Origin of the sequence: Halonotius sp. GCM10025705 (assembly GCF_042662885.1) — an archaeon.
GTDB classification, from domain to species: domain Archaea; phylum Halobacteriota; class Halobacteria; order Halobacteriales; family Haloferacaceae; genus Halonotius; species Halonotius aquaticus.
In genome coordinates this window covers 1154131-1170078 of sequence record NZ_JBHSZD010000001.1, presented here as the reverse complement: position 1 = coordinate 1170078, position 15948 = coordinate 1154131, and the positions used below count along the sequence as shown (strand labels likewise).

The window sequence follows — 15948 nt, the reverse complement described above, 5'->3', positions numbered from 1 at the left end:
GTGGGTTGGCCCTGTCATACGCTACCAGCCGGCGACGCGCCGACGGGTAGAACGGTTTTTGCCCGTCGGTCGACCACCACGGACAATGAGTTATCGCATCGGCTTGGTTGGCAAGCCATCGGTCGGTAAATCCAGTTTCTTCAATGCGGCGACGATGAACGATGTGCCGGAAGGGGCCTACCCCTTCACGACGATCGACCCCAGCGTCGGCGAGGCCTACGTCCGCGTCGAGTGTGCGGCCCCAGAGTTCGATGAGACCTGTAGCCCAAACCTTGGCGTCTGCCGGGATGGCACCCGCTTTGTGCCGACGAAACTCGTCGACGTTGCCGGGCTGATCCCTGGAGCCCACGAGGGCAACGGGCTCGGCAATCAGTTTCTGACCGATCTCAACGAGACCGATGTCCTGATCCACATTGTCGACTTCTCAGGGACGACCGACAGCGAGGGCGAACCCACTGCGGGCCACGACCCACGCGAGGACATCGATTTCCTCGAAACTGAACTCGACATGTGGTATCTCGATATTCTCGAAAAGGGCATCGAGAGCCACGAAACGACATACGAGGGCGCGGATGCGAAGATTGAGGTCGACCTCGCCGAACAGATGAGCGCGTTCAAAACCAACAAGGATGAGATCAAACAGATCATCCTCTCGCTTGGTCTCGAACTCGACACCGACACGTGGGACGCCGACGACCGCGAGGCCCTCGCCCGCGAGATCAGAAAGCGAACCAAACCCATGTTGATTGCGGCCAACAAGATGGACACCCCCGAGGCCCAGGCCAACTGGGACGAGATCACTGACGACCCCGACTACGACCACCTCACGTTTGTGCCAACAAGTGCCCACGCCGAAGGTGCCCTAAAAACCGCCGACGACAACGGTGTCGTCGACTACACACCGGGCGACGACGACTTCGAGATCATCGGTGATCCATCCGCCGACCAGAAGGCCGGCCTCGAACAGATCCGGGAGTTCATCGCCGACTACGGCGGCACCGGCGTCCAACAGGCGATCGAAACCGCGCTGTTCGATGTGCTGGGCTGTATCGCCGTCTTCCCGGGCAGTGCCAACGGGAGCGACGACACAGATGGTGTGTTCCGAGATTGTTTCATCCTCCCTGAGGAAGCGACTACCGAGGACTTCGCGTATTTCTTGCACTCCGATATCGGCGACGGGCTCCTCCACGGGATCGACTGCCGAACTGAGCGACAGGTTGGCGCAGATCACGATCTCACCCACCGCGACGTGGTCGAGATCGTCTCGACCAACTAAGCTGCCCTACGCCTCGGCGACGTCATCGATCGCCCTCGCCAGCGCGGTAAGTGCCTCGGTCGCGGTCGTCGATTTCACCGCTGCGCGGTCACCATCGAAGACATGGCGAGTCACCCGCACGAACGACTCGTCGGTGCCCCACGGAGCGGCGTAGGCAACGCCGATGTAGACGAGGCCGACCGGTTTCTCATCCGTGCCACCGGTTGGGCCGGCAATCCCGGTCGTCGAGATCGCCCACGTTGTTTCGGCGGTATCTCGCATCCCTTGGGCCATCTCGGCGGCAACGGGCTCGCTGACCGCTCCGTGGGCGTCAAGTGCCTCCCGAGAGACGCCGAGTGCGGTCTGTTTTGACCGGTTTGAATAGGTGACGACGGCGCGGTCAACATACGCACTTGCGCCGGGAATGTCAGTGAGTCGCGAACAGAGTAACCCGCCGGTGAGCGATTCAGCAACCGCCACCGTCTCTTCGCGGGCGGTGAGGCGGTCACCGAGGGTTGCTTCGATGGTGTTGGTGGAGGTATCCATATCGGGTGTCGTCGATCCGGCAGTTTGAATCATCGGATCGTCGCCCCTGAATCCAACGTGGGCGTGATCCGGCTATTCGATAAACAGTGAGTAGGTGATAATCGAAAAGCCGATCGCTGTCAGCACGGCATTGATGACGACCCCAACGTCAAGGCCAACCTCAAGCAGTTGGTGAGCGATCCCACCAAACAGCGCGCCAAGGGTGACAAACCCGAAGCCGATCATCAGCCCACGCAGTGAGGGATCACCCGTTCGTCGGTAGGCCTTGAACGCAAAGTAGGTGATTGCACTCCCCAACACGAGGATCGAAGCCATCACGCCAATGATGATCGTTTCAAGGTGCATTAGGTCTCCTCCCGCATTCGCGTCCAGAGCTCTTCGAGCCGCCGGTCGGCGGTCTGTTCGTCGGCCGGTCGCTCGACGGCGACAACCAGCTGCTCGTCGTCGTCGACAGACACGGTAATCTGGCTGAAGCCACGAGCATACAGCGTCGCATGCTGGCCGCTGCGGCGGATCTCCGTCGATTCGGTCAGCAGGTTGGCGTCGGTCAGGCGGTCGAGTTTGCGGTACATCGTTGACAGCGGAATATCACACGCATCCGAGAGTTCGTTTGCCGTCATTGGTTCTGAGAGTTCGGTGATAATAGCTCTGGTAGGTTCGTCGCCGAGTGCGTTGAGAACCTCCTCAGTGGTAGGAGCATCGTCCCGTTGTGACGGGTCACGCACCATTGCATATCCGTTGTGCCGAAGCGTGCATAAACGTACTCGTTCGACGACTCGCGGTGTCACCGTTATCGACTGACGCCGGCGACCACCGACTGACGCGCTGGCGTGTCCCAGTCAACACAGTCTCTCACCGGTGCGTTTCTGTCTGTGAAACCCGCGTGGGCGATTTATATACCGCCACCGAGTTAGTTCCAGTAGCGTCCCCCATGTGTCACCCGTTTCAACAGCCTGACTGTATCGACCGCGTCCGTCGTGGAGGTGCCCGCTGATGCACGCCCTCTCGACGCGCCCTGAGCCAACGCCGACGCCGACCGATGAGACGCGTGTCATCGAGTTCGACGATGACGCCTTCGGCGACGTGCTGGCAGCGATTCACTCCGAAACCGCCCGTGAGATCCTGTTGAGCGTCCGCGACGAGCCGTTGACAGCCTCGGAGATCGCCGACCGCGTCGACACCTCGGTGCAGAATGCGAGCTACCACCTCCGAAAGCTCGTCGACGCCGAGCTTGTCCGTATCTGCGACAACGTTTACTCCGAAAAGGGGTGTGAGATGAAATGCTACCGCGCCGTCGACACGGCGTTGCTGCTCACCACTGAGTCCCGATGAAGGAGTTGAGCGCGTTCCAACGCGATCTGTTGTTTGTCATCGACGGGATGGACGAGCCCTACGGCCTCGGGATCAAAGCCGAACTCGAAGCCTACCGCGAGACAACAATCAACCCCGGGCAGCTGTATCCAAACCTCAATTCTCTCGTCGAGCAGGGGTATCTCAGCAAACAACAAAAGGATGACCGGACGAATCTCTACCTGCCGACCGACCGCGTCGCTGCGGCGATCGCCGACCGACGGAGGTGGGAAGCCGAGCAGTGCACCGAACCGGCGACGACAACCCCCTCGCCGTAATCAGCCCGACAGCCCGAGTTCGGCGATCCGCTCGGTCATATTTTCGACGCCCGCCGTTGCGTCTTCGGGTTTTTTGCCGCCGGTGATGACGATCTTCCCGCTGCCGAACAGCAGGATGACAACCTCAGGATCGTCCATCCGATAGACGAGCCCGGGGAACTGCTCGGGTTCGTACTCGACGTCTTCAAGTCCCAACCCGATGGCGAGGGCGTTGAGATTGAGGCTATCGCCGAGATCCGCACTGGAGACGATGTTTTGGACGGTGATTTCCGGATCATCACCGACCGGGATGCCGAGGCCACGAAGCTTCTCGAAGACGATATCGAGCGCGCCGTGAACCTCGTCGGTGCTGGCCGCGCCGGTACAGACGATCTTTCCTGACCGGAAGATCAACGCAGCGGCTTTCGGATCTTGGGTGCGGTAGACCAACCCAGGGAAGTTGTCAGGGTTGAAGTCCGCCCCCGGGATGTCGGTCGCAAGTGCTTCGAGATCGAGCTCCTGACCGATCCCTGTCGAGGCAACGACGTTTTGGATTTCGATAGTTTCTGTCGGATCGACCATATGTCAGTAGTACGTGCGACTGGTAGAACACGAACCAATATAAAAGTGGTACATAAACGACTGATAAAAGCCCCCATCAGTGTCGGCTGTGCGCCAGCAACTCAGAACCCCCAACGACCTAATGGCTTCGTTGACACTGATCCCACAATGGCCACACCGTCGACGCGTTGGAAGCGGTACGGCGGGTTCGGGATCGCTGCGGTGGGGTTTCTTATCACACGACTCTTTGTCGCCGAGACGATCGGAGCTGGGATGCCGTTGCCGTTTCTGCTGGCGAGTCTGCCGCCGCTGTTGGTCGGCCTTGGATTGACGGTCTTCGGCGTGATCCTCGCTGTCGGGCGGTTCTCGACGACCTACGTGCGAACAGTCACGGTTTGGTGTGGCCTCGGGATCGTCGCCTTGGTCGCGCTGTTGGTGGCGACACAACTCAGTGCGATCCTCCGCGAGGGGATGATGACAACACTGCTCGATTCACAACTCCTCGTGGGTAACCTCTTGTTGGGCGGTGCTGTTGTCGGCGTTCTCATGGGGGATCGATCGGCTGCCAACACCCGAAAGCGACAGGAGATCCGGCGGACGGCCAACCGCGCGGCGTTTGTTAATCGACTGTTGCGCCATGATGTGCTCAACGCCGCTGCAATCATCGAGGGCCATGCCGGTCTGCTGGCCGAGACGCCAGACCGACCGGAGTCGGTTTCGGCGATCGACAACGCTGCCGGCACGATCAAACAGACGATCACTGAGGTCGGCCGAATCGCCAGCCCCAACGAGGACAGCGAGATCACACCGGTGCCGCTTGCGGGGACGCTTTCGACGGCTATCGATGAGCTTCGTGAGCGCTACCCGGATCGGGAGATTCGCGTCGAGTCAGTGCCAGACGAGTTGACCGTCGCTGCCGACGACCGTCTCGACATCGTTGTCACCGAATTAGTCGAGAACGCGATCCGGTACGGCGACGACGCTGTCCGCGTTGCGATCGAATCAACACCGCAGTCGGTTGCGATCAGCGTGGTCGACTACGGCCCCGGGCTTCCGCCGGCCCAACGTGAGTTGTTGACGATGGGGGAGTTTCCGGAGTACGACGATCCAGGTGCCGGCTTTGGCTTACAGGCGGTCAGCCTGTTAGTCGAGCGGTACGGCGGGCAGATTATGACCGCGGGCGGTGCGGGGAGCGAAGAGCCACACCGGATCACGGTTCGGCTTCCCCGGGAGCCATTGTCGGGATCGATGACGGAAACGACCGGGATTAGCATGTTCGCCGTCGGTCGCGCAACGACAGCCGGGGTCGTTGCCGGCGTGGTGATGGGATCGTTCCTGCAACTCGCCGCGGACTCGCTGCCGGTGATCGGCGCGCTCTACAGCGTCAACAGTCCCGGGATCGGGTGGCTGACACACCTCTTTCACAGCGTGATCTTCGCGCTCCTATTTGCGACCGGCTATCAGTACACTGACCGCGGCACATTGCTGTCCCCACGGCGACGGGCATCGCTGTTCGGGCTTGGGTGGGGTACAGTGCTGTGGTTTGTTGCTGCCGGGTTCGTGATGCCGGCCTGGCTGTCGATCCTCGGCCAGCCGGCAACGCTTCCGAATCTCACGCCGATCGGCCTGCTCGCTCACCTCCTTTGGGGACTCACGCTTGGATTGAGCTACACGCTACTCGGCCGTCTGTCGTGGTTCGAACAGTGTGTCCAGTGGTATCGCGGCTGAGTAGTTCGCCGGGGGCGGGCAACTGACAGCAATATTTGCGGCTATATCTGACATAATCTGCTGGAGCAAACGGAAGCAAACACCTGCATCAAACGGCTCGGATCGGGCTTTTCGATATCAACGGGTATTCGGTATCGGCAGGTATCCGACCTATCCGACGGTTAAACCACTCTGATAGCCGATATGTGGTAATGACAGACGACCATACACCCGTTTCCCGGCGGACATACCTGAGCGGGCTGGCAACAGCCGGTGCAGCAGGGCTGGCCGGCTGTGCAGGCGGTGGAAATGGCGGTAGCATCGACACATTGCGCGTCGCACATATGCCGATCTATCCCGACATCCAGTCTCATATTATGCTGGAGGAGGGCTACTTTGAGGAACTCCCGGTCGAGGTTGAGACCGAACTCTTCTCCGATGGGCCGAGTATCGTCCAAGCCTCCGCAACCGGCGAGTATGACGTGATGCTGTTCGGAATCATCCCGGCGATGATCGTCATCGATCGGGGGATCCCCGCGAAGATCACGAACGCAAATATCGTTGATCCGATGTTGATCATGGGAACCAACGAGTTTGCTGCGGACTACGAGGAATCCGGTGCCGATGCCTTCGCGGCTTTCGAGGAGGAAACCGGCGAACGCTTCGAGTTCGGCACCTACCCACCGGGGTCGGTTCCCGACATCACACTGCGGTACTGGCTGATCGAGGAGTTAGGACTGGAACCCGGCAGCGACGTCGATGTTACCTCGCTGGGCGGTGCAGGCCCGGTTCGGCAGGCACTACTTTCGGGACAGATCGATGGCACGAGCATGATCGAGCCGGTGCCGACGATCGCCAAACGGCGCAACGCCGGCTACACCGATCTCGACTGGAGCGGGAACTTCTTCCCTGGTGGCCAGCCCGGTGCGATCACCCTCATGCACGAACGAGTCTACGACGGCGCGCCCGCGATCGCCGAAGCCTTCGTCGAACAACACATCCGGGCGACGGAGTTCGTCGCGGAGAATCCCGATGGAGCCGCCCAAGCGACGAGCAACGTCGTTGGGTCGGAAGCACTCCCCGTCGAGGACGCCCGCGCCGCGCTTGACTCCCGGGCCTCGAACTTCATCTCTGATCCCCACCAGATCGAAGACGGGACGCCGATCTTCGCCGACTGGGCCAATCGGCTTGAGCGAACAGAACAGGAGTTAACCAACGACCAGCTTCTTCGAGTTCAGTCACTACGACAACGTCGCGTGATCGGATGAGCATCGACACAAGCACCGACTCAGAAAGCGGATTGTTTGCCGACGAGGAACTGATCGCCTCCGGCCGACGGCAACGACTCCTTCGCGGAGCCGTCGGCTCGGCGATCTTTCTGGTGGTGTGGCAGGTCGCCGCGATGCCGGTGCCGACCTATCTGCTGCCGACGCCGCTTGAGGTCGCCCAAGCCTTCGTCGTCGAGTTGACCGCGCCGGCCGTCTTTACCGTCCCACTGCTCGATCTTGAGATTGGGCTCACCAGAATGCTGGTCAACCTTTCCGACAGCCTCTATCACTACATTCCGGGGCTGTTTGTCGGCGGCGCGGCCGGGATCGCCTTCGGGATCGCCCTCGGCTGGAGCGAACTGCTCGACGATGCGATCACACCCGTCCAGCGCGTGTTACGCCCGATCCCACCGCTGGCCTGGATCGCCTTCGCCATCGTCTGGCTCGGTGTCAACCATCAGGGAGCCGCGTTCATCGTCGGCATCGGGGCCTTTTGGATCAACTTCTACAATGCCTACGCCGGCGTCAAGAGTGTCCCCCAGAGCACGAAGGAGGTTGCCGCCTCACTCGGCGTCGACGATGACCTCACAATGATCCGCAAGGTGGTCGTGCCGAAGGCGAGCCCGGAGATCATGACCGGCATCCGCACCAGCATCGGCCAGTCGTGGATGATCGTCGTCGCCGCCGAACTGTTCGGCGCACCCGGCGTTGGCTTCCAGATCATCAACGCCGCCCAGAACCTCGCACTCGATGTGAGCGTCGCCTACATGTTCGTCATCAGCATCGTCTTCCTGATCAGCGACGGGATCTTCCAACGCGTTGAATCGAGGGTGCTCGTATGGCGCGAATGAGCCAACAGCCGACCGACGGCAAGATCGTCGTCGACGGGATAGATAAGCGATTCCGCTCGGAATCGGGGCCGGTCGACGCATTACGCGACGTGAACTTCGCGGTCGAGGAAGGCGAGTTCGTCTGTATCATCGGTGCGTCAGGGGCGGGGAAGACAACACTGTTCCGCATCATTGCCGGCCTCGAATCCGCAACTGAGGGCACCGTCTGGCTTGACGGCGAACCGATCGATGGCCCCGGCACCGACCGCGGGATGGTGTTTCAGGAATACGGGTTGTTCCCGTGGCGCACCGTGCTCAAAAACGTCACCTTCGGACTCGAAGAGCGTGGCCTCGACAAACAGGCTCGCCTGCAGCGGGCCCGCGAGATGATTGACCTCGTCGGGCTCGACGGGTTTGAGGATAGCTACCCCAAGGAGCTCTCCGGCGGGATGAAACAGCGCGTCGGGATCGCCCGCGCGCTGGCCGTCGACCCCGAGATCCTGCTGATGGACGAACCGTTCGGCAGCGTCGACGCCCAGACCAAACAGCGGCTCCACGAGGAACTGCTCGATATCTGGTCGGCGACAAACAAGACTATCCTGTTTGTGACACACGATGTCGACGAAGCCGTCACGCTGGCCGACCGCGTGGTCGTGCTGACTGGGTCGCCGGGGTCAGTACACGAGGTCGTCGACATCGACCTTGCTCGGCCACGCTCCCGGACGGACGACGCCTTCGCCGACTACGAACAACAGTTACGGGATGCGATCGAGTAACCGGATCCCGTTCTCATACCCCAAAGGTCGCTCGCAACACATCCCGCGTCCCGGGGCCAAGGCCGACCGCTAACACCGCGATCAACAACAGGATCGAGTATCGTGGCGACTCCTCAAGCAGATCCGGTTCAAACACCCAGATGACGAACGTTGCTGCCGCCAGTTTGAGCACCAGAAACGGCCATGTGTCGCCGGTGACCGCCAGCACGGACGGCGGCAACACCGCACCGGTAATATCGACGACGGCCGCGTTCACCGGGTGTTTCGGGACGAGATTCGATCCTGCTCCGAGGGCCGGCATCCAATCGAGGCCAACGACGTTGGCAACGCCGTCGATCGAATGGCCCCACAGCAACACCAGGCCCATCAGGCCGGTGCCGGCGTTGATCGCCGGCGCGACCCGTTCGATGAGCAGCCACGTCGCCGCCGCCGACAGCGTCGCGCCGATCACCACGACAGCCAGCACCTGCGGCCGCAGGCTGACGTATGTTGTCGTCACCGCGAGATAGGTGAGATAGCCGACGCTTGCGGCAAGAAGCAGTGTCCCGATCGCTGCGACCGGGTACTCGTAGGCGTCAACGACCTCTCGGCGTTCGAGGGTGACGCCAACACCAACGGCCGCAAGCGTCATCGCAAACACCGTCACGTAGATGAACGGGCTGATGATGAGCGCGCTCCACGGGAAGGCGATCAGCGGTTCGCTTCCCGCGGCGAGGGCAGCGATCCCCGCGTCCTCGATTGTGCGGAGCGCGCCGCCGAACAGCATGAACGGAAACAGCGCGTAGAACAGCGACCGGCTGTCGCCGATCGCAAGCCGGCGAAGGAGCAGATAGACGCCGACGAGTGCGAGCAGCAAAACGAGCACATAGCCAACCTCCGAGACAAGTGTGTAGCCCGGGTAGGCGACGATCTCACCCGCTGCCTCGGCGGACGTACACTCGGTAGTCGAGAAGAGATACGACACGTCGCCGTCGCGGATCACCGCACACTGCGCGCCGTTGCCGTCGGCCGCGACCGGCCCCCAGAAATACTGCCAGATGAAGCGGTCGTAAACCAACTCGCGGGCAAGCACTGTGCCGACAACGAGGACGGTGGTCAGTGTGCCGACAACACCGAGCCACAACTGTTCGGGGTCGGCATCAAGACGTGCGGAGAAGCCGGCCATACGAGCGTGTCCGGCCGAGACCGAATTGAGGGTTCCGGTCTCTCGTGGCTGGGCAGCACAGCCGACCAACCACGATGCCCTACACCGTGTTGTCGATCCCGCGGGTTGCGGCCAACAGCGAGTCGTGAACTGCACCGTTTGAGACGACCAGCCCTTCGGAATCGTGTCGCCACCGGTCGCCGTGGCGGTCGGTGACCGTACCGCCGGCCTGCCGGATGAGATGGACGCCGGCAACGCTGTCCCAGGGATACGAGACAAGATTTGTGAACCCACCGTCCAGCGACCCCGCGGCGATCAGCGAGAGCGTTGCCTGCGCGGAGCCGAACCGCCGGAGATCAGTATATCGCGTCACGAGTTCGCGTGTCGCCGCCGCGTACTGTTTGCGGTTGTTAACGTCCCACAACATCAGCGGCGAGACGGTCGCCAACTCCGGCTCGCTCGTTTCGCTGACGCTGATGGCGGTGCCGTTCAGATAGGCCGCCTCTCGGTCGGCGGTGTAGCTGTCGTCGAGTGCGGGTAGCACGACCGCCGCGCCGACTGGTTCGCCGTCCTTGACGGCGGCGACGGCGGTGCCCCACACGCGGATGTCGTTGACGAAGTTGGTGGTGCCGTCGATCGGATCGACGATCCACGCCGGCCCCGAATCGGGCACCGTCTTTAGGGCGTCATCTTCCTCGCCGACAATCGGTTCGTCGGGGTACTCGGATTCGATGACCTCGATCACCCGGGCTTGGGCGTCGCGGTCGGCCTGCGTCACCACGTCGATATCGCTTGCCTTGGTCTCGGTGGCGATATCGGTTCGGAACGATTCAAGCGCCAGCTCCGCCCCGGCGGTTGCAGCGCGCGTGGCGACTCCCGGTCGGCTTGTGGCGTCTGCGTTCACGGGTTAGCTCTCGGCTGACGCTGGTCTATATCCGTCGTTTCCGACCGGCTTTTGCCGACCGACGTGCGTACTCACACCACGTATTGATGCGGGTATTCAGGAAGCTGCGGCGATGGCTCGCCAACAATGTCGACACCGAGGTCGAACCAGCAACAGCCGATTCAGCCGACAGCGACGCAAAAACTACCATCGACGACCCGGAAGCCACCTCACTTCGAGCGATCAAACTACCAGACTCGGAGCGGGAGGCACGCGACGCAGAAGAACGCGAGCCCTAAGCAGCCGAATCGACGCTCAATAGCTCACTCGAAGCGGACGCCCAGATCGTGGAGGCCGTCATTGTGCATGGCGACGTTGATCAACAGCGGCGTCACCGACTCGATTTCAGGGGCGTTGGCGAGCCCACCGGCGTCAAGCGCACGAAGCCCGTCGATATCCTCTGCAAGCCCACTGACGGTCGCTTTCGCGCTGGCGTCGTCGGCGACGACGAGCGTGTCGATCCCAGGTCAGCATCGAGATCCGCTAATCGCCCGGCAGCAAGGTTGTGGAACGCGCCGACGACCGGAATCTCGTCGGGAGCCGCGGCGGCGGCGATGGCGGTCACGCTACCGGCGTCGGGCGGATGATAGTGGAAGCCGTCCTCGTCGCGCTGCATGCCTGTTGCCGGCGAGATAATGATATTGTCCTCGGCCAGTGAGTCGGCGACGGCCTCGATCGTCTCGGCGACATGATACGGCGGGACGGCGACGACGACCACGTCGGCACGGTCGGCGGCCATCGCGTTTTCGAAGCCAGTGATCTTGGCGTCGACGCCGCGGTCAGCAAGTTCGGTCTCGTAGTCATCGGCTGCTTCGCGTGCCTTTTCGGGGTCGCGGGAGCCGATGACGACATCGTGGTCGGTGTCGTGGCCCCATCTGAGTGCCAACCCTTCACCGATCTCACCAGTGCCGCCAAGGAGTGCGATTCGCATGGTTTTCGTGAGGGCTGTTTGGGGGTAAGCGTTACGTGACCGGCGGGCCGCCCCGGTAGTTAGTCCATACGCTGCAGATACGCGGGAAGGTCGTTGACCGAATCGAGCACCGCGGCCGCGCCAGCGTCCTCAAAGGCCGCTTGGCCTTCGTCGCCGGTCAACCCGCCGGTGAGGACGCCGACGCCATGGTACTCGCGGCGGTCGTCTTCGACGGCTGCGTTGCCCGCAGTTCGTACGTCATCGAGCGTGTCGCCGACAAAGACAACTTGCTTGGCGTCGAACCGGTCGGCGAGCGTCAATAGGGCGTAGGGATGTGGTTTGCCCTGTTTCCAGTTATCCATCGTAAAGCGGTGCTCGTCGGCGACCGAGAGGCCAACACGGTCGAGGGCAATCGACGCCTCTGCCGCCGGTCGACCGGTGATGACACCGACAGCGTAGCGGTCGGTCAGCGCGGTCAGGGTGTCGTCGTCGACGAGAACGGGCTCGTCGTGGATGTATCCGTCCGCGTCGTACGGTGGTTTCTCGCCTTCCAGTTCCGCAAAGAGATCGCTCCCAAGATACAGTGCCTGAAACACGGTGCGGAGCTGATCTGGCTCCCACGCGTCGGTCACCCTCTCGTAGTTGTCCGACGACAACTCGGATTTGAGAACCGTCTTCGTCGCTTCGAGGCCGCCGCCGGCGTCGGCGATGCGGTCGGCAAACGTCGGGACATCCTGCTCGAAGCCCTGCCGTCGGGCGAGGACGTAGAGTGCGATCGCGTCAGTGACCAGCCAGTCGTTGTTGAAGCCGCCGGCGTCTTTGAACGGCTGGATCGCTGCGCGATCAAGTGTTTCGTCGTACACGCGACGCACTGATTCGATGACGGCCCGGCGGTAGGAGTCGGCGACATCGACTAAGACGCCGTCGATATCCAACACGACAGCAAGCTCACTCATTGTCCCGACGGTCGCCGGCCGATACAAAAAGCGTACCGAGACACCCGCGTCAAAACACGGGTCGGGCGTCGCCACGGAACCGCCGACCGGCGTCAGACAATCGCACGACGCCGAGGTGGTTGGGGCGTGAAATTTAAGAACCGGCTTGTCGTATGCTGTGTCATGCATGCCGACATCGTGCCGATTGGGGATGTCCCCGCCCACGTCAAGCGCGAGTCGTCGGCTGTCCTGCGGTCGGTCTACGACTGTGACGTGACCGTCCACGACAGCCAGTCGATCCCCGACGGCGCGTTCGACCAATCCCGGAACCAATACCGGGCCGAAGACTTCATCGAACTCGTCAGCCGTGTCGGCACCGGTGATACGAACATCGGCATTACCTCCAACGACCTCTACTACCGTCGCCGAAACTACGTCTTCGGGCTGGCGTATCTCAACGGCAACGGCTCGGTGATCTCAACGCACCGCCTCCGGACGTCTTCTGATGGAGGGATCACGACCAAGCCGGAAGACGAGGTGTTTGCGGATCGCGTCCGAAAGGAAGTTGTCCACGAGATCGGCCACACCCTTGGGCTGGAGCACTGTGATAACTCGAAGTGTGTGATGAGCTTCTCGCCGACCGTCCGCGAGGTCGACGTGAAAGAGGAGAACCTCTGTGGCTCCTGTAGTCGGATTCTGCGATAACGACCTGATTCTACTCCAGTAATTCCTCGTTGTCTCCGCGGTTGCTATGGTATCGGTCTCATAGCCAATCACCGGTAACTGTTGACGGCGACACTTCTATACTGTATCAGGTGATAGCATATCGTGTAGACTCGCATGGCTGACGGTGATGTCGTCATCGAGCGCAACTTCGAGGTTGATACTGTTGCCGGCACTCGGGTCGAACTGTTCGCCGTCGAGGATTCGACGGCCCCGGGCGGCTACGCTTACCGGTTTCAGTACGACGACCCAGATGATGAAACAGCGATCTTGCGGTACGACAACGCCCACGACAGCACCGTTGGCCCACACCACCGACACCACAACGGCGAGGTAACTGGGATCGAGGTTACGGATCTCGAATCCCACCTTGCCCGGTTCCGAACGGAGGTCTTCCAGCTCAATGAGCAATGATACCCACACAACGCCCGTCCCCGAATCGACACAGTATCCGGAAACGCTCCGTCTGACGATCCAGTCCGGCGCGGCGGCGTTCGATGCTGCACTGGAGGCCGTCGCCGACGATCCGGCTGCCGCCGAGGCGGCGGTCGTTTCCTTCGAAACCGCTGAGGGAATCCGCCGGCTGCTTACCGATCGTCGGTTGGAACTCATTCAGTCACTGATGGCGGCCCCAGCAGCAAGCATCACCGAGTTAGCCGAGCGTGTCGACCGCAGCTATTCGGTCGTCCACGAGGATATCGAGCTATTAGCCGACACCGGGATCGTCAAATTTCGGCAGGATGGGCAGTCAAAAGCCCCCTTCATCCCCTACGAGACTGTCGAGCTTGATGTAACAATCAGTGCAGCAGGCGTCGCAGGTGGTGCTGAACTGTCTGTGTAACCGTCTCAGCTCACTCAAACGACCCAAGACTCGACTGTAGCTCCCGGCTGCTGCGCCCTCGATCAGTTCGCAGCCGACCAACTCCCGCATATCGACGGCGTACGTCGATCCGTCGCGGTCAACGATCAGGAGTCGCCCTTTCGTGCCTCGCACGGTGCCGGCGGCGACCGTTTCGGCGACCGGCTGGCTGTCGAGGGCGAGCCCATACTCGACGTCGAACCGTTCGATCGGGGCAAATTCAGCCAGCAGTGTCTCCCACGCGTCGGTGTCGACCGCCTGCCCGAGGCCAGCCTGTTTGGTCGGCACCCGAACCCGATCCGGAATCTCGGTGGCGATCTCGGCTTCGCGCTCGCGGGCGATCCGGCCGTTTTCGACGGTCGCGATGTGGGCTCCCCGGTCGGCTCCCTGCTCGCGGAGCCGGGTCTCTAGTCGCCATGCCTTCGTCACGCCGACTTTGAACGTCGCTGGCGCGAACGCTGCGAGATAGATCGCGTGGTTGTCATGGCAGTCCATCTCGTCTTTCAGACAGGTGCCGGTACAGCGCGCACAGACCCATGTTTGGTTGTGTTCCGGGCAGTACGGCGCGGTGGGGTTCTCGCAGGCGATATGGCTGTCATCGTGGATCGTGCCGGCGCAGTGCCGCTCACCGAGGCTGTAGTCGAGTTCGGTGCCGGGATCGAGCGGCTGATAGGTGATCTTCTCATCGCTTGTCGCAGCGGTATCGGCGGCTTCGCCCGACGCAGCATCGCCGTTGCTGGGGCTCACCAAAAACCCACCGTCGGCGGCATCGTAGCCAACGATCTGCACAGCGGTGCTTCGATAGCTGGCAGTAAATCGCTGTCCCTTGTGGCCGCTGCCACCTGCTGTCGTCGCTGTCGAGCTATGACGTGTCGGTCGGCGACTGCGATGGCGAATCGCTGCCGTCCTTCCACTCGCCAAGTCCGGCGGGATCAAGGTGAATGTGGGCGTCGCCGACCTCACCCATCCCGGTAAGCTGGGTGACGAGATCGGTTTCGATATCGTGGGCCTCCGCGATGGTCAACTCGCCGTCGACCTCGACGTGGGCTTCGACCTCCAACACGGTGCCATCGTAGAACACCGTCAGATCGTGGTAGCCTTCGACCGCGGCGTGGTTTGCGATGATCGACTCGATCTCCTCGCGTTTGCCGGCTGTGGGGGCCGCGCCGACAAGGTAATCAAGGTTCTCTTGGCCGATCTCGACGCCCTGATAGATGACCAGCAGGCTGACGAGTGCGCCGGCGATCGGATCGAGCACCGGAAAGCCCAGCCGGACGCCGACAACGCCGATGATCGCTGCGACAGTCGTGTAGATGTCGTTGAGGCAGTCTTTCGCTAAGGCGGCCAGCGCGGTCGAATCTAATCCGACGTTGGCCCGCTGGGTATACCAGTAGGCGAGATACATATCGGCCATGGCGAATCCGAGCGCGCCGAGCAGGTAGTAGCTAAACTCGATCTCTGAGCCGGCAAGCAGGCCGCGAGCGGATTCATAGAGGAGATACCCGCCGAGCACGACGATCACCGCCCCGACAAACAGCGCGCTCAGCGGTTCAATACGGGCGTGGCCATGTGGGTGGTTGACATCTGCTGATTCGAAGGAACTGCTACCCCAGACGAGGACAACGACGCTGGCGACGAGATCGGCCACCGAGTGGGCCGCGTCGGCGACGAGAGCAACCGAGCCAAAGAGGATGCCGACAGCGCCTTCGGCGATGATCTTGGCGAGATTAGCTCCGACATTGACCCACGAGGCGCGTCGAAACCGGCGTCTTGCGTCCTCGCGGTGCATACAGCAAATTGCCCCAGAAGTGACTTCAGGGTTCGGGTTGTCCGGGTCTAATTTCGAGTTTCGATCGATCTACCGAGTGGTGTCGCGGGCCAGCG

Annotated in this window: 19 protein-coding genes and 2 pseudogenes; 11 read left to right on the top strand and 10 right to left on the bottom strand. The window is 61.8% G+C overall.

Annotated elements, in window-relative coordinates; translation table 11 throughout:
- Positions 1–85 precede the first annotated feature (85 nt).
- A complete protein-coding gene (locus ACFQJB_RS06590) occupies positions 86–1276 on the top strand; it encodes a redox-regulated ATPase YchF (RefSeq protein WP_379725323.1) in 1191 nt (396 codons plus the stop codon).
- Positions 1277–1282: 6 nt separating this feature from the next.
- Here ACFQJB_RS06590 and ACFQJB_RS06585 read toward each other — a convergent pair whose 3' ends face one another.
- From ACFQJB_RS06585 to ACFQJB_RS06575, 3 genes are all read right to left on the bottom strand, one after another.
- Entirely contained in the window at positions 1283–1801 is a 519-nt protein-coding gene (locus tag ACFQJB_RS06585) for a CinA family protein (RefSeq protein ID WP_379725320.1), read from the bottom strand.
- Positions 1802–1873: 72 nt separating this feature from the next.
- Positions 1874–2146, bottom strand: a complete 273-nt coding sequence (locus tag ACFQJB_RS06580; RefSeq protein ID WP_379725317.1) for a DUF7521 family protein — start codon at positions 2144–2146, stop codon at positions 1874–1876.
- Positions 2146–2529 carry a winged helix-turn-helix domain-containing protein gene (locus tag ACFQJB_RS06575; protein WP_120102468.1) on the bottom strand — a complete coding sequence of 128 codons (384 nt, stop codon included), beginning with the start codon at positions 2527–2529 and terminating at the stop codon, positions 2146–2148. The genes ACFQJB_RS06580 and ACFQJB_RS06575 overlap by 1 nt, the downstream gene beginning before the upstream one ends.
- A gap of 265 nt (positions 2530–2794) precedes the next feature.
- Between ACFQJB_RS06575 and ACFQJB_RS06570 the strand changes: the two genes are divergently transcribed.
- Both ACFQJB_RS06570 and ACFQJB_RS06565 read left to right on the top strand, forming a co-directional pair.
- Positions 2795–3133 carry an ArsR/SmtB family transcription factor gene (locus tag ACFQJB_RS06570; protein WP_379725314.1) on the top strand — a complete coding sequence of 113 codons (339 nt, stop codon included), beginning with the start codon at positions 2795–2797 and terminating at the stop codon, positions 3131–3133.
- Positions 3130–3429, top strand: a complete 300-nt coding sequence (locus ACFQJB_RS06565; protein WP_379725311.1) for a helix-turn-helix transcriptional regulator — start codon at positions 3130–3132, stop codon at positions 3427–3429. The genes ACFQJB_RS06570 and ACFQJB_RS06565 overlap by 4 nt, the downstream gene beginning before the upstream one ends.
- On the opposite strand, the gene ACFQJB_RS06560 is transcribed toward ACFQJB_RS06565, so the two are convergent.
- The gene (locus ACFQJB_RS06560; RefSeq protein ID WP_120102471.1) at positions 3430–3990 is read right to left on the bottom strand and encodes a TATA-box-binding protein; all 561 of its coding nucleotides are present in this window, start codon (positions 3988–3990) and stop codon (positions 3430–3432) included. It lies immediately after the preceding gene.
- 147 nt (positions 3991–4137) lie between these two features.
- Here ACFQJB_RS06560 and ACFQJB_RS06555 point away from each other — a divergent pair, with 147 nt between their 5' ends.
- From ACFQJB_RS06555 to ACFQJB_RS06540, 4 genes are all read left to right on the top strand, one after another.
- Positions 4138–5697 (top strand): ATP-binding protein, encoded by a 1560-nt coding sequence (locus tag ACFQJB_RS06555; RefSeq protein WP_379725308.1) that lies wholly within the window; start codon positions 4138–4140, stop codon positions 5695–5697.
- A gap of 191 nt (positions 5698–5888) precedes the next feature.
- Positions 5889–6944 carry an ABC transporter substrate-binding protein gene (locus ACFQJB_RS06550; RefSeq protein ID WP_379725305.1) on the top strand — a complete coding sequence of 352 codons (1056 nt, stop codon included), beginning with the start codon at positions 5889–5891 and terminating at the stop codon, positions 6942–6944.
- Positions 6941–7795 carry an ABC transporter permease gene (locus ACFQJB_RS06545; RefSeq protein WP_379725302.1) on the top strand — a complete coding sequence of 285 codons (855 nt, stop codon included), beginning with the start codon at positions 6941–6943 and terminating at the stop codon, positions 7793–7795. The genes ACFQJB_RS06550 and ACFQJB_RS06545 overlap by 4 nt, the downstream gene beginning before the upstream one ends.
- Positions 7792–8550, top strand: a complete 759-nt coding sequence (locus tag ACFQJB_RS06540) for an ABC transporter ATP-binding protein (protein WP_379727978.1) — start codon at positions 7792–7794, stop codon at positions 8548–8550. The genes ACFQJB_RS06545 and ACFQJB_RS06540 overlap by 4 nt, the downstream gene beginning before the upstream one ends.
- A 13-nt stretch (positions 8551–8563) precedes the next feature.
- Here the strand turns inward: ACFQJB_RS06540 and ACFQJB_RS06535 are convergent, their stop codons facing one another.
- Together ACFQJB_RS06535 and ACFQJB_RS06530 are read right to left on the bottom strand one after the other, a co-directional pair.
- Complete coding sequence (locus tag ACFQJB_RS06535; RefSeq protein WP_379725299.1) at positions 8564–9715, bottom strand: DUF63 family protein; 1152 nt, start codon at positions 9713–9715, stop codon at positions 8564–8566.
- A 79-nt stretch (positions 9716–9794) separates the two neighbouring features.
- Entirely contained in the window at positions 9795–10598 is an 804-nt protein-coding gene (locus ACFQJB_RS06530; protein WP_379725296.1) for an inositol monophosphatase family protein, read from the bottom strand.
- A gap of 86 nt (positions 10599–10684) precedes the next feature.
- On the opposite strand from ACFQJB_RS06530, the gene ACFQJB_RS06525 reads away from it, so the two are divergent.
- The gene (locus ACFQJB_RS06525) at positions 10685–10876 is read left to right on the top strand and encodes a hypothetical protein (RefSeq protein WP_379725293.1); all 192 of its coding nucleotides are present in this window, start codon (positions 10685–10687) and stop codon (positions 10874–10876) included.
- 24 nt (positions 10877–10900) lie between these two features.
- On the opposite strand, the pseudogene npdG reads toward ACFQJB_RS06525, so the two are convergent.
- Both npdG and ACFQJB_RS06515 read right to left on the bottom strand, forming a co-directional pair.
- Positions 10901–11568 (bottom strand): annotated as a pseudogene (npdG, locus tag ACFQJB_RS06520) (NADPH-dependent F420 reductase).
- A gap of 59 nt (positions 11569–11627) precedes the next feature.
- Positions 11628–12503, bottom strand: a complete 876-nt coding sequence (locus ACFQJB_RS06515) for a TIGR01548 family HAD-type hydrolase (protein WP_379725290.1) — start codon at positions 12501–12503, stop codon at positions 11628–11630.
- A gap of 162 nt (positions 12504–12665) precedes the next feature.
- Here ACFQJB_RS06515 and ACFQJB_RS06510 point away from each other — a divergent pair, with 162 nt between their 5' ends.
- The 3 genes from ACFQJB_RS06510 to ACFQJB_RS06500 all read left to right on the top strand — a co-directional run bounded on the left by ACFQJB_RS06510 (position 12666) and on the right by ACFQJB_RS06500 (position 14046).
- Positions 12666–13187, top strand: coding sequence for an archaemetzincin family Zn-dependent metalloprotease (locus tag ACFQJB_RS06510; protein WP_120102481.1), 522 nt, complete (start codon positions 12666–12668; stop codon positions 13185–13187).
- Positions 13188–13322: 135 nt separating this feature from the next.
- Complete coding sequence (locus ACFQJB_RS06505) at positions 13323–13619, top strand: toxin-antitoxin system TumE family protein (protein ID WP_379725287.1); 297 nt, start codon at positions 13323–13325, stop codon at positions 13617–13619.
- Positions 13609–14046, top strand: coding sequence for a transcriptional regulator (locus tag ACFQJB_RS06500; protein WP_379725284.1), 438 nt, complete (start codon positions 13609–13611; stop codon positions 14044–14046). Before ACFQJB_RS06505 ends, ACFQJB_RS06500 begins: the two co-directional genes overlap by 11 nt.
- Before the next feature lie 10 nt (positions 14047–14056).
- Here the strand turns inward: ACFQJB_RS06500 and ACFQJB_RS06495 are convergent.
- Together ACFQJB_RS06495 and ACFQJB_RS06490 are read right to left on the bottom strand one after the other, a co-directional pair.
- Positions 14057–14853 (bottom strand): annotated as a pseudogene (locus ACFQJB_RS06495) (DUF2797 domain-containing protein).
- Positions 14854–14926: 73 nt separating this feature from the next.
- Positions 14927–15853 carry a cation diffusion facilitator family transporter gene (locus ACFQJB_RS06490; protein WP_120102485.1) on the bottom strand — a complete coding sequence of 309 codons (927 nt, stop codon included), beginning with the start codon at positions 15851–15853 and terminating at the stop codon, positions 14927–14929.
- Between the last annotated feature and the right edge of the window lie 95 nt (positions 15854–15948).

Bases quoted from the DNA above. Each gene is read 5' to 3' on its own strand.
- ACFQJB_RS06575 (WP_120102468.1), bottom strand. From the start codon at position 2,529: ATGGTGCGTGACCCGTCACAACGGGACGATGCTCCTACCACTGAGGAG.
- ACFQJB_RS06585 (WP_379725320.1), bottom strand. From the start codon at position 1,801: ATGGATACCTCCACCAACACCATCGAAGCAACCCTCGGTGACCGCCTC.
- ACFQJB_RS06565 (WP_379725311.1), top strand. From the start codon at position 3,130: ATGAAGGAGTTGAGCGCGTTCCAACGCGATCTGTTGTTTGTCATCGAC.
- ACFQJB_RS06505 (WP_379725287.1), top strand. From the start codon at position 13,323: ATGGCTGACGGTGATGTCGTCATCGAGCGCAACTTCGAGGTTGATACT.
- ACFQJB_RS06590 (WP_379725323.1), top strand. From the start codon at position 86: ATGAGTTATCGCATCGGCTTGGTTGGCAAGCCATCGGTCGGTAAATCC.
- ACFQJB_RS06535 (WP_379725299.1), bottom strand. From the start codon at position 9,715: ATGGCCGGCTTCTCCGCACGTCTTGATGCCGACCCCGAACAGTTGTGG.
- ACFQJB_RS06500 (WP_379725284.1), top strand. From the start codon at position 13,609: ATGAGCAATGATACCCACACAACGCCCGTCCCCGAATCGACACAGTAT.
- ACFQJB_RS06560 (WP_120102471.1), bottom strand. From the start codon at position 3,990: ATGGTCGATCCGACAGAAACTATCGAAATCCAAAACGTCGTTGCCTCG.
- ACFQJB_RS06580 (WP_379725317.1), bottom strand. From the start codon at position 2,146: ATGCACCTTGAAACGATCATCATTGGCGTGATGGCTTCGATCCTCGTG.
- ACFQJB_RS06515 (WP_379725290.1), bottom strand. From the start codon at position 12,503: ATGAGTGAGCTTGCTGTCGTGTTGGATATCGACGGCGTCTTAGTCGAT.
- ACFQJB_RS06540 (WP_379727978.1), top strand. From the start codon at position 7,792: ATGAGCCAACAGCCGACCGACGGCAAGATCGTCGTCGACGGGATAGAT.
- ACFQJB_RS06570 (WP_379725314.1), top strand. From the start codon at position 2,795: ATGCACGCCCTCTCGACGCGCCCTGAGCCAACGCCGACGCCGACCGAT.
- ACFQJB_RS06510 (WP_120102481.1), top strand. From the start codon at position 12,666: ATGCATGCCGACATCGTGCCGATTGGGGATGTCCCCGCCCACGTCAAG.
- ACFQJB_RS06555 (WP_379725308.1), top strand. From the start codon at position 4,138: ATGGCCACACCGTCGACGCGTTGGAAGCGGTACGGCGGGTTCGGGATC.
- ACFQJB_RS06545 (WP_379725302.1), top strand. From the start codon at position 6,941: ATGAGCATCGACACAAGCACCGACTCAGAAAGCGGATTGTTTGCCGAC.
- ACFQJB_RS06550 (WP_379725305.1), top strand. From the start codon at position 5,889: ATGACAGACGACCATACACCCGTTTCCCGGCGGACATACCTGAGCGGG.
- ACFQJB_RS06490 (WP_120102485.1), bottom strand. From the start codon at position 15,853: ATGCACCGCGAGGACGCAAGACGCCGGTTTCGACGCGCCTCGTGGGTC.
- ACFQJB_RS06525 (WP_379725293.1), top strand. From the start codon at position 10,685: ATGCGGGTATTCAGGAAGCTGCGGCGATGGCTCGCCAACAATGTCGAC.